The sequence below is a fragment of the Streptomyces sp. SID14478 genome (assembly GCF_010548525.1).
GTDB lineage: Bacteria > Actinomycetota > Actinomycetes > Streptomycetales > Streptomycetaceae > Streptomyces.
This window is the reverse complement of the sequence record NZ_JAAGMG010001264.1, coordinates 1-14,654: the sequence shown is the minus strand read 5'-3', so window position 1 is coordinate 14,654 and position 14,654 is coordinate 1. Positions and strand designations below refer to the sequence as shown.

Below are 14,654 nucleotides of genomic sequence, written 5' to 3'. Positions count from 1 at the left end.
AGCCCGCCGTCACCGGCCGGGGCGCCGGACGCCTGCGGGGTGCCCCGCAGGGCCCCGCGGGGATCGGCGGGGCGGGCCGCCATGCCTTGATGGCGGCCTTCGTGGGAGGTGGGGTGCTCCGTCACGCGTGTCGAATCCGTCCGTCCGGGGCTGCGCGCCGTGTCACTGGCCAGTGCGCCGGCAGTTGAGGAACAGCTGGTGCTCGGGTGGGGCGTCGGTGCTCGCCGGAGCGTACGCGTACGTCTCCTCCCCGGTGATCTCGAAGCCTGCATCGCGCACGACCTGGTGCAGTTCGTCCCGCAGGAATCCGGATACCCGGATCGTGTGCCCCAGGAACGGGATTTCCGCGTCGTCCAGGTCGGCCTCGACCATGGACAACGCCAACCGGCCATCGGGCCGCAGCAGCGAGCGGAGCAGCCGCAGAGCGCCCGGGATCTCGGCGCGCGGCAGCATCAGCAGGGTGAAGAAGCACGTGACGGCGTCGAACTCGCCGATGCCGTCCGGTCCTTGGGCGTGCAGCGAGGTCAGGTCGGCGTGGTGGAACTCGGCCTCCGGCACGTTCTTCGCGGCCAGCTCCAGCATGCCCGCGGACAGGTCGACGCCGACCACCCGGTGCCCCGCCGCCACGAGCCGGCGGGCCGTCGGCACGCCGGTGCCGCAGCCCACGTCGAGCACCCGCGCGCCGGGCGCCAGCTCCGCCAGGAGCCGCTCGGTGGCGGCCACTTGGCCGTCCTTGTGCGGGAAGGCCTCGTCGTAGCGCCCGCCGATCGCGTCGAACGCCGCGGCCTGGCCCGATCGGTCCGCCCTGTCCGCTCCACCCATGTTCACGGTCCCGCCGCCCCTCGATGGCCTCGTTGACATCGTGTCAGACCTGCCGCGCGCGCGAAGAGTTGCGGGGAAAGCCGCTCCTCGTGCTGCTCCTCGCGCCCCTGTGCGCTCTTGCGGAGGACGATCCTACGTTTCCCCCCTGGGGGCGCATCAAGGGTCTCATGAGGACACGTGCGCGGGCGTACGGTCCCAGTCGGCCGGAAGCGCCGGGACCTGCCACGCGGGATCGGGCCGCCAGTGCTGCCAGCCGTCCGAGAACGGCTGCCCCCAGTCCTCGATCACCGCGACCGCCGCCCGGCCCGCTTCCCGCACGGAGCGGGCCTGTTCGGCGCTCATCAGCCCCACGGCCTGCGCCTGCGCGAACTCGTCCTCGTCGTGCCAGCGCCAGCTGCCGTCCGGGTACACCGACAGGTCCAGGAAGTGGTCCTCGGAGTCGACGCCGCCGGACCACCGCGTGCGCGGCTCCTCCAGGTTCACGTACCAGTTGCGGAACGCCCAGTCGCGTTCCCAGAACAGCCACACCGACCAGGGCTCGGCCGGACGGGCCAGCTTGAGCACGCCGGCCCCGAACCAGCGGTCGCGCTGCAGCGCCCGCGGCTTGGTGTAGCGGGTGGCGAGCGGCTCGCGATGTACCGGCGTGCCGTCGGCGAGCACCGGCTTGACGCACTCGGTACCGGGCGCCATCCACACGGCGAGCAGGTCCTCGGTGTCCTGGACGACGGTGACGGGGCGGCAGATGTGGAAGGTGCCGGGCCCGGGATCGTCCCCGTTGGCGCGATAGCGCCACAGGATCGCTTCCCCGGGCGCCCAGCGCCCGCCCGCCTCGCTCATCCGGTCGTCGTCTGTCATGGACAGATATTAGGTGCCAAGGGCATACGCCGCTGCGACCGCCGTCACGAACACGTCAGTGTGCCGCCCGCTGTCACGGGCGTGTCATCCGCAGGACATCCAGCGCCTCGTCGAGCTGCTCGACGGTGAGGTCGCCGCGCTCGACGTACCCGCCGTCCAGGACGACCTCGCGGATCGTGCGGCGCTCGGCGAGCGACTTCTTGGCGACCTTGGCGGCCTCCTCGTAGCCGAGGTACTTGTTGAGCGGCGTGACCACGGACGGCGAGGACTCGGCGTACTCGCGGGCCCGCTCGCGGTTGGCGGTGATGCCGTCCACGGTGCGGTCGGCGAGGAGCCGGGTGACGTTCGTGAGCAGCCGGATCGACTCCAGGACGTTCTTCGCGATGACCGGCAGCATCACGTTCAGCTCGAAGTTGCCGGCGGCGCCCGCCGTGGCCACCGTCGCGTCGTTGCCGATCACCTGCGCGGCGACCATCAGGGTCGCCTCGGGAATGACCGGATTCACCTTCCCCGGCATGATCGACGAACCGGGCTGCAGGTCGGGCAGGTTGATCTCGGCGAGCCCCGTGCGCGGGCCCGACGCCGCCCAGCGCAGGTCGTTGGCGATCTTCGTCAGGCCGACCGCGATCGTGCGCAGCTGCCCGCTCGTCTCCACGATGCCGTCGCGCGCGCCCTGCGCCTCGAAGTGGTCGCGCGCCTCGGTCAGCGGCAGCCCGGTCGCCCGCGCCACCTCCGCGATGACCGCGGCCGAGAAACCGGGCGGGGTGTTGATGCCCGTGCCGACCGCCGTGCCGCCCAGGGGCAGTTCGGCCAGCCGGGGCAGCGAGGCGGTGAGCCGCTCGACGCCGTAGCGGACCTGCGCCGCGTACCCGCCGAACTCCTGGCCCAGCGTCACCGGCGTCGCGTCCATCAGATGCGTACGCCCGGACTTCACGACGTCGGCGAACTCGGCCGACTTGCGCTCCAGGGACGCGGCGAGGTGCTCCAGGGCCGGGATCAGGTCGTGGGTCACGGCGGCCGTGGCCGCGATGTGGATCGAGGAGGGGAAGACGTCGTTCGACGACTGCGAGGCGTTCACGTGGTCGTTCGGGTGGACGTCGCGGCCCAGCCGCTCGGTGGCCAGCGTCGCCAGGACCTCGTTGGTGTTCATGTTGGAGGAGGTGCCCGAGCCCGTCTGGAAGACGTCGACCGGGAACTCGTCGTCCCAGCGGCCCCCGGCGACCTCGGCGGCCGCGTCCTCGATGGCCCCGGCGACGTCCTTGTCGAGCACCCCGAGTTCCGCGTTGACCTTCGCGGCCGCGGCCTTGATCCGGGCGAGCGCCTCGATGTGGGCGCGCTCCAGACCCTGGCCGGAGACGGGGAAGTTCTCGACGGCCCGCTGCGTCTGCGCCCGCCATTTGGCGTCCGCGGGCACCCGTACCTCACCCATGGAGTCGTGCTCGATCCGGAAACCGTCGTCGTTGGGCATGCTCGTCTTCCTCCTCGTGGCTCTGTCCGTGCCAGCGTCGCTCACCCGGCGGGTATTCCGGCCGCATCGGATGCCGGTGTCGCGGGCAGGCGTGGTCCATGACGACGACGCTCGGAGGCTTTGTCCTCGGCACCCCCGACCCGCAGGCACTCGCCGACTTCTACCGCGCCCTGCTGGCCTGGGAGGAGGCCGAGCGCAGTGCGCAGTGGGTGCGGCTGCGGGACCCCGCGCGCGAGCGGCCCGGTCTGAGTTTCCAGCTGGAGGCCGACCACACCCCGCCGGTGTGGCCGCAGCGCCCCGGCAGTCAGCAGATGCAGGCGCACCTCGACCTCCAGGTCGACGACCTGGAGGCCGAGACGGAGCGGGCCTGTGCGCTGGGGGCGACGGAGGAGGCCCACCAGCCGCAGAACGACGTACGGGTGCTGCGCGACCCGCACGGCCACCTCTTCTGCCTGTTCCTGCCGGGCGCCTGAGCCCGGGCCGTCAGGAGAGCTGCGAGCCCTGGCGCACCGGGATGTGCGAGAACGTCGGCTCGGGCGCCGGGTTCTGGAAGAAGTCGTTGCCCTTGTCGTCGACGACGATGAACGCGGGGAAGTTCTCGACCTCGATCTTCCAGACGGCCTCCATGCCGAGCTCCTCGTACTCGACGACCTCGACCTTCTTGATGCAGTCCTGCGCGAGACGGGCGGCCGGGCCGCCGATGGAGCCGAGGTAGAAGCCGCCGTGCGCGTCGCACGCGTCGGTGACCTGCTTGCTGCGGTTGCCCTTGGCGAGCATCACCTTGGAGCCGCCCGCGGCCTGGAACTGCTCGACGTAGGAGTCCATGCGGCCGGCCGTCGTCGGGCCGAACGAACCGGACGCGTAGCCCTCGGGCGTCTTGGCCGGGCCCGCGTAGTACACCGGGTGGTCCTTCAGGTACTGCGGCATCTCCTCGCCCGCGTCCAGCCGCTCCTTGATCTTGGCGTGCGCGATGTCGCGGGCCACGACCAGCGGGCCGTTCAGGGAGAGGCGGGTCTTCACCGGGTACTTGGTGAGCTCGGCGAGGATCGTGTCCATCGGCTGGTTCAGGTCGACGGAGACCACGTCGCCCGCCTCGTCGAGGTGCTCGTCCGTAGTCTCGGGCAGGAAGCGCGCCGGGTCCGTCTCCAGCTGCTCCAGGAAGACGCCCTCGGCGGTGATCTTCGCGACGGCCTGGCGGTCGGCCGAGCAGGACACCGCGATGGCCACCGGGCAGGAGGCGCCGTGCCGCGGCAGGCGCACCACGCGCACGTCGTGGCAGAAGTACTTGCCGCCGAACTGCGCGCCGATGCCGATCTTCTGCGTCAGCTCGAAGACCTTCTCCTCCAGCTCCTTGTCGCGGAAGCCGTGGCCGAGCTCGGAGCCCTCGGAGGGGACGTTGTCGAGGTAGTGCGCGGACGCGTACTTGGCGGTCTTCAGCGCGTACTCGGCGCTCGTGCCGCCGACGACGATCGCCAGGTGGTACGGCGGGCAGGCGGCCGTGCCCAGCGAACGGATCTTCTCCTCCAGGAACTTCATCATGGAGGCCTCGTTCAGGACGGCCTTCGTCTCCTGGTAGAGGAACGACTTGTTGGCCGAGCCGCCGCCCTTCGCCATGAAGAGGAACTTGTAGGCGCCGCCGTCGGTCGCGTACAGCTCGATCTGCGCGGGCAGGTTCGAGCCGGTGTTCTTCTCGTCCCACATGTTCAGCGGGGCCATCTGCGAGTAGCGCAGGTTCAGGTTCTTGTAGGCGTCGTAGATGCCCTTGCTGAGCGCCTTCTCGTCCTCACCTTCGGTGAGGACGTTCTGCCCGCGCTTGCCCATGACGATCGCCGTGCCGGTGTCCTGGCACATGGGGAGCACGCCCGCGGCCGCGATGTTCGCGTTCTTCAGCAGGTCGAGCGCCACGAACTTGTCGTTGTTCGACGCCTCGGGGTCGTCGACGATGCGACGCAGCTGGGCGAGGTGGGCCGGGCGCAGGTAGTGCTGGATGTCGTGGATCGCCTCTTCGGCGAGCGCGCGCAGCGCCTCCGGCTCGACCTTCAGGAACGTACGGCCGTCCGGCCCCTCGGCGGTGGAGACGCCCTCCGAGGTCACCAGGCGGTACGGCGTGGTGTCCTCGCCCTGGGGGAGCAGATCGGTGTACGCGAACTCAGGCATCTCGCCCATTCCTCTTTCGACCGGTGGCAGCTGGCATCCATTGGCAGCGCCAACCAGCGTAGAACCTGGCGGCGCGGCCGGGTCTGTGAGGTAAGGCTCAGTTCGTACGATCGCGACGGACAGCCACTAGTCGCGATCTATCGCGTTTGGGTAGGCTGCTGTCGTGGACCTTCACAAGCGCCCCCAGCAGAGCGCCCCCGCGGCGGAGCCGACCGACCTGCGTGCCTCCGATGCCGACCGCGACCGCGTCGCGGACATCCTCCGCGAGGCGCTCGCGGAGGGCCGGCTCGACGCGGAGGAGCACGCCGAGCGGATCGACGGCGTCTACCGCGCCAAGACCCTGGGTGAACTGGAGCCGCTGGTAAGGGACTTGCCCGGCGCGCAGGCGCCCCGCCCCACCGTAGCCGCGGGCCCGGCCCCGGACCGCCCGGCGCCCGGCACCATCCCGCCCGTGCCCGGCGAGAACCTGGTGGCGGTGTTCAGCGCCACCGCCCGCAAGGGCCGCTGGCGCGTGGGCCGGCGCACGCACGCGTACGCCGTCTTCGGCGACGTGGAGATCGATCTCAGCGAGGCGATCTTCGAGCACCGCGAGGTCTACATCAAGGCGGTCTCCGTCTTCGGCAACATCTCGGTGAAGGTCCCCGAGAACATCTCGCTGCGCGGCAGCGGCGGCGGCGTCCTCGGCAACTTCGAGGTGGACGCGATGGACGCGACGGACCCCGAGGCCCCCGTCGTCTACGTGGACGGCTTCGCCGTGCTCGGGAACGTGGACGCCAAGCCCAAGAAAGGCCGGATCGTGCGCAACCTCGAGAAGCACATGCGCAAGTACCTCGGCTGAGCTGCCGAGCCCTGAACTCCTGTATGCGCTCGGGAACTTCCGTGCTTCGGAACTCAGTGCATAGGCGTCGACACAGCGGGTAGAGGTTGCTGCATCGTCTCCCGATCGCCTCTCGCTCGCGAAAGCCGTCGTAAGCCGTCGTCAGGAGTAGACCGTGCTGCATCCGCCGCATCAGTCCCTGCAGGTAGCCGCCGTTCCGCAGCAGCGGGTGCCAGTGCGGAACAGGGATCAGGACGCACCGTGGCACACGGAGGCCGTGTGCAGGCGCGACGAGGCGGGACTCTTCTTCGCCCCTTCCAAGGAACCCACCGCCGCACGCCTGTCGCGCGAGGAGGCGGCCAAGCGGGTCTGCGCCCGCTGTCCCGTGCTGGTCGAGTGCCGCGAGCACGCCCTGCTCCAGCCGGAGCCGTACGGGGTGTGGGGCGGTCTCACCGCGGCCGAGCGCCGCGTGGTGCTGGCGCGCAGGCGCCGCCGCGAGGTCGAGCTGCAGAAGTCGGCGCCGGCCCCGACGGTGGCGGCCGCCGGCTGACCTGCCCGACGCGTACGTGACCGGGGGCGCCCTTCGAGCGAGGGGCGCCCCCGAGTGCGTAACCGAAAAATGCGGGCCGGTCGCGCTACTTGGCCCGCTCGAAGTCGATCGAGCTGTACGCGCGCAGCTTGCTCAGTCGGTGCGTCGAGTCGATCCGTCGGATCGTGCCGGACTTCGAGCGCATCACCAGGGACGAGGTGTGGGCCCGCTCGGAGCCGTAGCGCACGCCCGGCAGCAGCTCGCCGTCGGTGATGCCGGTCGCGACGAAGAAGACGTTCTCGCCGGAGACCAGGTCGTCGGTGGACAGCACGCGGTCGAGGTCGTGGCCCGCGTCGAGCGCGCGCCCGCGCTCCTCGTCGTCCTTGGGCCACAGCTTGCCCTGGATGACGCCGCCCAGGCACTTGATCGCGCAGGCCGAGATGATGCCCTCGGGGGTGCCGCCGATGCCGAGGAGCAGGTCGACGCCGTTGTCCTCCTGGACGGCGAGGATCGAGCCCGCGACGTCGCCGTCGGAGATCAGCTTGATGCGGGCGCCGGCCTCGCGGACCTCCTTGATGATGCCCTCGTGGCGCGGCCGGTCGAGGATGACGACGGTGACGTCCTCGGGGGTGGCCCGCTTCGCCTTGGCGACGCGGCGGATGTTCACCGCGACCGGGGCGTTGATGTCCACGTAGTCGGCCGCCTCGGGGCCCGCGACCAGCTTGTCCATGTAGAACACGGCGGACGGATCGAACATCGTGCCGCGGTCGGCGGCGGCGAGCACGGCGACCGCGTTCGGCATGCCCTTCGCGGTGAGCGTCGTGCCGTCGATCGGGTCGACGGCGATGTCGCACTCGGGGCCCGTCCCGTCCCCGACCTGCTCGCCGTTGAACAGCATCGGGGCCTCGTCCTTCTCGCCCTCGCCGATGACGACCACACCGTTCATCGACACGGTGGACACGAGGGCCCGCATGGCGCGCACGGCCGCGCCGTCCGCCCCGTTCTTCTCGCCGCGGCCGACCCAGCGGCCCGCGGCCATGGCGGCGGCCTCGGTGACCCGGACGAGTTCCAGGGCGAGGTTGCGGTCCGGGGCCTCTGCGGGGACCTCGAGTGCGGACGGAAGCTGGTGTTGCTCGGTCATCGAGACGCACCTTTCTGTTCCGGGATTTCACCGGGATACGGCCAATAAGGAGGGGCGCCCGAAGGGCTTCGTGAGAAGGGCGGTGGTGGGAGACGGGCGGGCGGATGAGGGTTGATGAGGGGACTCTATCGCTCGTACGACAATCTGAGCAGGGTGCCCCACGGATGAGCGGTGCCGACCGGGCCGGACCGTGCGTTTCGGGACCTCCCGGCAGAGATCATCCGGCGACCTGCGACGATGGGGCGCGTGGCAGGAAGAAATGGCAAGAAGACGGTCGGCAGCCTGGTCCTCTCGCTCGGCGTCTGCGTCGTCGGGGCCGGCATCGCCTACGTGTTCATCCCGCACGACGACTCCGGTGACTCGTCGTCGGTCCCGCGCAAGGACTACCGGGTCGAACTGCTGACGGCCCGGCGCGCGGCCTCGTACCCGGTGGCCGCTCCGACGGGCCTCCCGAAGGCCTGGAAGTCGACGTCGGTGCGCTACAAGGACGCCTCGAACGAGGCCTGGCACCTGGGTTTCCTCGACCCCGACGGCCAGTACGTCGCGATCGAGCAGTCGGCGGACAGGTCCACGGCGGAGTTCATCGACCAGGTGAGCCAGGACGCCAAGGAGACGAGCCGTACGCAGACGATCGCCGGCGAGACGTGGCGGCGCTACAAGGGCGAGAAGTACGACGCCCTGGTCCTGAAGCAGAAGGGCTCCACGACGGTGGTCACCGGCACGGCCGGCTTCGACAAGCTGACGAAGATGGCCGAATCCCTGGAGATGAAGCAGGACAAGACCGCGTAGCGCCCGAGCATCCGCGTACGCGCATCGTTACGAGCACGCACATCTACGGAAGGGCCCCGCTTCGAGAGAAGCGGGGCCCTTCCGTAGATGTGCGGTCGGCTCAGACGGTCGTGATGACCTGGTCGAGCTCCAGGCGCGGGGAGCGCGGGAACCACGCGTCGTCGCCCGGCTTGCCGATGTTGATGACCATCAGCGGGGTGTGGTCGGCGTCCAGGAACTCCTTCTGGACGCCGGCGAAGTCGAAGCCGGTCATCGGGCCCGCGGCCAGGCCGGCGGCGCGCACGCCCATGATGAAGTAGCCGGCCTGCAGCGTGGCGTTGACCAGCGCGGCCTGCTCGCGGACCGGGCGCTCCGAGAAGAAGGCGTCCTTGGCGGCGGGGAAGTGCGGGAAGAGCGCCGGAAGCTCCTCGTGGAACTCGTTGTCCGCGGAGAGGATCGCGACCAGCGGGGCGGCGGCGGTCTTCGGCCGGTTGCCCTCGGCCATGTGCTGCACGAGGCGCTCGCGGGCCTCGGGGGAGCGGACCAGGGTGATGCGCAGCGGCGACTGGTTGAAGGCGGTCGGGCCGTACTTGACCAGGTCGTAGATCGCCTGAACCTGCTCGTCGGTCACCGGCTCGTCGGTGAAGGTGTTCGCGGTGCGGGCCTCGCGGAAGAGCAGGTCCTGGGCGGCGGGGTCAAGAACGAGAGACATCGATCAACCTTCTCGGTACGGATGTGATGGCTGCGGTGATCCGATCCGTCCGGATCAGCCGGTGACTCCGACAGTACGCCGACTGAGGTTCAACTTTCAACAAACTCTCTCGTGACCCTGTTCACAAGCGCCCCGCGCGCGGCCTCACTCCTCCTCGGAGCCGTCCCCCGGCGCGCCCTCGCCCTCCGCGTCCTCGGCCAGCGCCGCGTCGAGCCGGGCGCGGGCCCCGTCCAGCCAGCGGCGGCAGACCTTCGCCAGCTCCTCGCCGCGCTCCCACAGTGCGAGGGACTCCTCCAATGACGTGCCGCCGGCCTCCAACCGTCGTACGACATCGATCAGTTCGTCCCGCGCCTGCTCGTAACCGAGCGCCTCGTCGGCCGTCTTCGTCGTTGCCATCGTGGTGGTGTCCGTCCTCATGCTTCGTGTTCGGTGACTTGTACGGTGAACTCGCCCTCGGCGACCCGGGCCCGCAGCCGCTCGTCGGGCGCCAACTCGCCCGGATCGCGCACCACATGGCCGTCCGGCCTCTGCAGCACCGCGTAACCGCGCTTGAGCGTGGCCGCCGGTGAGAGAGCGACCACGCGTGCGTGCGTGTGCGTCAGTTCGGACTCGGCGCGGTCCAGGAGGTGGCCGAGCGTGCGGCGTGCGCGCCCGGCCAGCGCCGCCACCTGCTCCTCGCGCTCGTCGACCATGCGGTGCGGGTCCTCTATCGAGGGCCGGGCGAGCGCCGAGGCCAGTCCCCGCTCCTCGCGGTCGACGAACGCCTCCACGCTGCGCCGCGCCCGGTCCCGCAGCCAGCGCACCCGCTCGTACTCCTCGCCGACGTCCGGCACCACCTTCTTGGCGGCGTCGGTCGGCGTCGAGGCACGCAGGTCGGCGACGTGGTCGAGGAGCGGATTGTCGGGCTCGTGGCCGATCGCGGAGACGACGGGCGTACGGCAGGACGCCACCGCCCGCACCACCTGTTCGTCGGAGAACGGCAGCAGGTCCTCCACGCTGCCGCCGCCCCGCGCCACGATGATCACGTCGACGTCGTCGATCGCGTCCAGTTCCTTGACCGCCTGGACGACCTGCGGCACCGCGTGCACGCCCTGCACCGGCACGTTGCGCACCTCGAAGCGGACGGCGGGCCAGCGGTGCCGCGCGTTCTCCAGCACGTCCCGCTCGGCGGCCGAAGCCCGGCCGCAGACCAGGCCGATGAGCTGCGGCAGGAAGGGCAGCGCCTTCTTGCGGTCGGCGGCGAAGAGCCCTTCCTTGGCGAGGGACTTCTTCAACTGCTCCAGGCGGGCGAGCAGTTCACCCACGCCGACCGGGCGGATCTCGGCGGCCCGCAGCGACAGCTGGCCGCGCGGCGCGTACCACTCCGGCTTCGCGTGCACGACGACCCGGGAGCCCTCCGTCACCACGTCCGCCACCGCGTCGAACACCTGCCGGTAGCAGGTGACCGAGACCGAGATGTCGTACGACGGGTCGCGCAGCGTCAGGAACACCACGCCGGCGCCGGGCCTGCGGGACAGCTGCGTGATCTGGCCCTCGACCCACACGGCGCCGAGGCGCTCGATCCACCCGCCGATGAGACGGGAGACCTCGCCTACGGGGAGCGGGGCGTCCGGGGACGTGTTGGCAGCCATGGGGGCGAGGGTATCCGCCGGCACCGACATCCCGACCCGTCCGACGACCGGGCCCCGCGTCTCGGCCCCGCTGGGCGTCGGCCCGGGGCGGGCGGAGGGTGCCCGCAGCGTCGGCTCGGCGAAATCCCGCTCGGGCCGGGTGGGGGCGTCCGTGAGGTGGCCTGTGCCGGGGCCTCGTGCCGCGTGGCCGGGTCGGCCGGATGTGAGGCGACTGCCGACCCGGGAGAAATCCGCTCGGGCCGGGTGGGGGGCGTCCGTGAGGTGGCCTGTGTCGGGGCCTCGTGCCGCGTGGCCTGCCCGGCCGGATGTGAGGCGACTGCCGGACCCGGCGAAATCCGCTCGGGCGGGCCGCGGGCGGTCTAGGCCGGGTCCGCGGACCGGCCCCGTTGCGCCACCAGCACCGCGAGTCCGACAGCCAGCCAGATCGCGCCGACCACCTGGGCGATGCCGGACGCCTCCACGATCACCGCGACGGTGATCGCCGCGCCGAGCACCGGGATCAGCAGGTGCCGCCACCAGCTGACGGCGCCTCCCCGGCGGCGTACCGCGAAATAGCCGACCACGCTCGCGTGCAGCAGCGTGAAGGCGCTCAGGGCGCCGATGTCGACCACGGAGGTCAGGTGGTCGAGGCCGTCGTCGCGCCGGGCCGCCCAGACCGCCGCGACCAGCGTGATCACCGCGGCCACCAGCAGCGCCGCGCGCGGCACGCCCGAATCGGTGCGGGACAGCGCCTTCGGCAGCCGCCGGTCACGGGCCATCGCGAACAGCAGCCGGCCCGCGGCGGCCTGCCCGGCCAGCGCCGCGAACGCCGCGCCGATCGCCTTGCTCACCGCCACCAGATCGTGCAGCCACCCGCCCACCGACGTGTCCACGGCGTCGTAGAACGCCGAGCCCTGCTTGCCCGGATCGGCCGCCAGCTGCGCCGAAGTCGTCGGCTCCAGCAGCGCCACCAGGTACGTCTGCAGCACGAACAGCACACCGGTGAACACCAGACAGAACAGCACCGCCCGCGCCACCTTCGCCGAGCCGCCCGTCACCTCCTCCGCGAACGTCGCGATCGCGTCGAAGCCCAGATAGGACAGCACCGCCACCGACACCGCGCCGATCACCGCGGACAGCGCGAACGCGCCCTGCGTCCCGTCCCCGGTCAGCGGCGACAGCCAGTCGCGCTGCGCCCCGTCGCGGGCCAGCACGACGATCGCCGAGACCACGAAGACCAGCAGCACCACGATCTCCAGGGCCAGCACCGCGAAGCCGACCCGGGCCGCGGCCCGCACGCCCCACAGGTTCAGGAGCGTGGTGATGACCACCGCGAGCGCCGTCCACACCCAGCGGGACACCGAGGGGACCAGGGAGTTCATCGCGATGCCCGAGAAGAGATAGGCCACCGCCGGGATCAGCAGATAGTCCAGCATCGCCATCCAGCCCGCGACGAAACCCGCCTCCTTGCCGAGGCCCACGCGCGCGTAGGCGTAGACCGAACCCGCCCGGGGGGCGACCCGCACCATCTGCGCGTAGCTGAATGCGGTGAACGCCATCGCGATCGTCGCGACGACGTAGACCAGCGCGACGGCGCCGTGCGACTTCGCGTCCAGAGTGCCGAAGACGCCGACCGGCGCCATGGGGGCGATGAAGAGCAGTCCGTAGACCACGAGGTCCCGGAAACCGAGACTCCGCCGCAGCGCCGTCCCTTCCCGCTCTTCATGTCCTTCATGGGTGATGTCGGCGGACATCTCGCCTCCGTATGTAGCCCGGTCGCGTCGCCGGTGGGCCGTGCACAGACCCCCAGTCTCTGTAAGTCCGCGGTTTCCGGCCTGTCGAGGACCTACCCCGCGGGGGATCTCCGGCCCGTCCGGACCAGCCTTACGATGGGGGACATGACTGCTACGACTGGCTCCCGCCGCGTCCTGCTCGCCGCCCCCCGGGGCTACTGCGCCGGTGTGGACCGTGCCGTGATCGCCGTCGAGAAAGCCCTGGAGCAGTACGGGGCCCCGATCTATGTCCGCCACGAGATCGTGCACAACAAGTACGTCGTGCAGACGCTGGAGCGAAAGGGCGCCGTCTTCGTCGAACAGACCGAAGAGGTCCCCGAGGGCTCCATCGTGATGTTCTCCGCGCACGGCGTCGCCCCGACCGTCCACGAGGAGGCCGAGCGCGGCAGGCTCGCCACCATCGACGCGACCTGCCCCCTCGTCACCAAGGTGCACAAGGAAGCGATCCGCTACGCCAACGACGACTTCGACATCCTCCTGATCGGCCACGAGGGCCACGAGGAGGTCATCGGCACCTCCGGCGAGGCCCCCGACCACATCACGCTGGTGGACGGCCCCGAGGACGTCGCCAAGGTCGAGGTCCGCGATCCGGACAAGGTCGTCTGGCTCTCCCAGACCACGCTGTCGGTCGACGAGACCATGGAGACCGTCGACGCCCTCAAGACCAAGTTCCCGGGACTCGTCTCGCCGCCCAGCGACGACATCTGCTACGCCACGCAGAACCGTCAGCTCGCCGTGAAGCAGATGGGCGCCGAGGCCGACCTCGTCATCGTCGTCGGCTCGCGCAACTCCTCGAACTCCGTGCGTCTCGTCGAGGTCGCCAAGCTGGCGGGGGCCAAGGACGCGTACCTCGTGGACTACGCGAGCGAGATCGACGAGAGCTGGCTGGAGGGCGTGGGCACGGTCGGCGTCACCTCGGGCGCCTCCGTCCCCGACGTCCTCGTCGAGGAGGTCCTGGAGTACCTCTCGCAGCGCGGCTACGCGGACGTGGAGATCGTCAAGGCCGCCGAGGAGTCCATCACCTTCTCGCTGCCCAAGGAACTGCGCCGCGACCTGCGCGCCGAGGCGGAGTCGCTGATGAAGGGCAGCCGCTGAGGAAGGGCCTCGACAAGTGACTGTCGGTCCCGCGTCGTAACGTGGAGTCCATGGAGAAGATCTTCGGTGTGGACATCGGCGGATCCGGGATCAAGGGCGCCCCGGTCGACCTGGAGCGCGGAGACCTCGCCCAGGAGCGGTTCAAGGTGCTGACCCCGCACCCGGCCACGCCCGACGCGGTGGCCGAGGGCGTCAAGCAGGTCGTGGAGAACTTCGAGGGCGGCTGCGACCGGGTCGGCATCACCTTCCCCGGCGTCGTCACCGACGGCGCCACGATCCGCACCGCGGCCAATGTCGACAAGAGCTGGATCGACGTCGACGCCCGCGCCCTGCTCGGCGAGAAGCTCGGCGGCCTGCCCGTCACCGTGCTCAACGACGCGGACGCCGCGGGCGTCGCCGAGATGCACTTCGGCGCGGGCCGCGGCCGCAAGGGCACGGTGCTGCTGCTCACCTTCGGCACGGGCATCGGCAGCGCCCTGTTCAGCGACGGGATCCTCGTGCCGAACACCGAGCTGGGCCACCTGGAGCTCGACGGCCACGACGCCGAGCACCGCGCCTCCACCAAGGCCAAGGAGGACCACGACCTGAGCTGGGAGCACTGGGCGCGCCGCGTGCAGAAGTACCTGGCACACGTGGAGATGCTCTTCTCGCCCGAGCTGTTCGTCATCGGCGGCGGCATCAGCCGCAAGGCGCACAAGTTCCTGCCGCTCATCGAGGGCATCAAGGCCGAGATCGTCCCGGCACAGCTGCAGAACAACGCGGGGATCGTGGGAGCGGCGATGACGGCATCGCGCATGTAGCCCGGCCGTCGATATGTGCGTGTGCGTGCCCTACGCGGTGCGTCGGCGCGGCCCGGGGGCCTTGGACGCGGGCCTGGGCGAGGGGGT

At 70.8% G+C, this 14,654-nt stretch carries 15 protein-coding genes; 6 read left to right on the top strand and 9 right to left on the bottom strand.

Annotated features, from left to right (window positions below; translation table 11 throughout):
• Nucleotides 1–162: 162 nt before the first annotated feature.
• The 3 genes from G3I40_RS40335 to G3I40_RS40325 form a co-directional block, all read right to left on the bottom strand.
• Nucleotides 163–822, bottom strand: a complete 660-nt coding sequence (locus G3I40_RS40335) for a class I SAM-dependent methyltransferase (RefSeq protein WP_239092228.1) — start codon at nt 820–822, stop codon at nt 163–165.
• Between the two features lie 165 nt (nt 823–987).
• Nucleotides 988–1,659, bottom strand: coding sequence for a DUF402 domain-containing protein (locus G3I40_RS40330; protein ID WP_164559786.1), 672 nt, complete (start codon nt 1,657–1,659; stop codon nt 988–990).
• 91 nt (nt 1,660–1,750) lie between these two features.
• Nucleotides 1,751–3,145: a class II fumarate hydratase gene (locus G3I40_RS40325; protein ID WP_164559784.1), complete on the bottom strand. Its 1,395-nt coding sequence runs from the start codon at nt 3,143–3,145 to the stop codon at nt 1,751–1,753.
• Between the two features lie 98 nt (nt 3,146–3,243).
• On the opposite strand from G3I40_RS40325, the gene G3I40_RS40320 reads away from it, so the two are divergent.
• The gene (locus G3I40_RS40320) at nt 3,244–3,618 is read left to right on the top strand and encodes a VOC family protein (RefSeq protein ID WP_164559783.1); all 375 of its coding nucleotides are present in this window, start codon (nt 3,244–3,246) and stop codon (nt 3,616–3,618) included.
• A 10-nt stretch (nt 3,619–3,628) separates the two neighbouring features.
• On the opposite strand, the gene G3I40_RS40315 is transcribed toward G3I40_RS40320, so the two are convergent.
• Nucleotides 3,629–5,302 (bottom strand): fumarate hydratase, encoded by a 1,674-nt coding sequence (locus G3I40_RS40315; protein WP_164559782.1) that lies wholly within the window; start codon nt 5,300–5,302, stop codon nt 3,629–3,631.
• A 163-nt stretch (nt 5,303–5,465) separates the two neighbouring features.
• Between G3I40_RS40315 and G3I40_RS40310 the strand changes: the two genes are divergently transcribed.
• Both G3I40_RS40310 and G3I40_RS40305 read left to right on the top strand, forming a co-directional pair.
• Complete coding sequence (locus G3I40_RS40310) at nt 5,466–6,140, top strand: DUF1707 and DUF2154 domain-containing protein (protein WP_164559781.1); 675 nt, start codon at nt 5,466–5,468, stop codon at nt 6,138–6,140.
• 154 nt (nt 6,141–6,294) lie between these two features.
• Nucleotides 6,295–6,669, top strand: coding sequence for a WhiB family transcriptional regulator (locus G3I40_RS40305; RefSeq protein ID WP_164559780.1), 375 nt, complete (start codon nt 6,295–6,297; stop codon nt 6,667–6,669).
• 85 nt (nt 6,670–6,754) lie between these two features.
• Here G3I40_RS40305 and glpX read toward each other — a convergent pair whose 3' ends face one another.
• Complete coding sequence (glpX, locus tag G3I40_RS40300; RefSeq protein WP_164559779.1) at nt 6,755–7,789, bottom strand: class II fructose-bisphosphatase; 1,035 nt, start codon at nt 7,787–7,789, stop codon at nt 6,755–6,757.
• A 246-nt stretch (nt 7,790–8,035) separates the two neighbouring features.
• Here glpX and G3I40_RS40295 point away from each other — a divergent pair, with 246 nt between their 5' ends.
• Complete coding sequence (locus G3I40_RS40295; protein WP_164559778.1) at nt 8,036–8,578, top strand: DUF4245 domain-containing protein; 543 nt, start codon at nt 8,036–8,038, stop codon at nt 8,576–8,578.
• Between the two features lie 100 nt (nt 8,579–8,678).
• Here the strand turns inward: G3I40_RS40295 and G3I40_RS40290 are convergent, their stop codons facing one another.
• From G3I40_RS40290 to G3I40_RS40275, 4 genes are all read right to left on the bottom strand, one after another.
• The gene (locus G3I40_RS40290; RefSeq protein WP_164559777.1) at nt 8,679–9,269 is read right to left on the bottom strand and encodes a malonic semialdehyde reductase; all 591 of its coding nucleotides are present in this window, start codon (nt 9,267–9,269) and stop codon (nt 8,679–8,681) included.
• Between the two features lie 144 nt (nt 9,270–9,413).
• Complete coding sequence (locus tag G3I40_RS40285) at nt 9,414–9,665, bottom strand: exodeoxyribonuclease VII small subunit (RefSeq protein WP_164559776.1); 252 nt, start codon at nt 9,663–9,665, stop codon at nt 9,414–9,416.
• Nucleotides 9,666–9,682: 17 nt separating this feature from the next.
• Nucleotides 9,683–10,900: an exodeoxyribonuclease VII large subunit gene (gene xseA / locus G3I40_RS40280; RefSeq protein ID WP_164559775.1), complete on the bottom strand. Its 1,218-nt coding sequence runs from the start codon at nt 10,898–10,900 to the stop codon at nt 9,683–9,685.
• Nucleotides 10,901–11,259: 359 nt separating this feature from the next.
• Complete coding sequence (locus G3I40_RS40275; protein WP_164559774.1) at nt 11,260–12,633, bottom strand: APC family permease; 1,374 nt, start codon at nt 12,631–12,633, stop codon at nt 11,260–11,262.
• A 144-nt stretch (nt 12,634–12,777) separates the two neighbouring features.
• Between G3I40_RS40275 and G3I40_RS40270 the strand changes: the two genes are divergently transcribed.
• Entirely contained in the window at nt 12,778–13,767 is a 990-nt protein-coding gene (locus G3I40_RS40270) for a 4-hydroxy-3-methylbut-2-enyl diphosphate reductase (protein ID WP_164559773.1), read from the top strand.
• 50 nt (nt 13,768–13,817) lie between these two features.
• A complete protein-coding gene (locus tag G3I40_RS40265; protein ID WP_164559772.1) occupies nt 13,818–14,567 on the top strand; it encodes an ROK family protein in 750 nt (249 codons plus the stop codon).
• Nucleotides 14,568–14,654 lie beyond the last annotated feature (87 nt).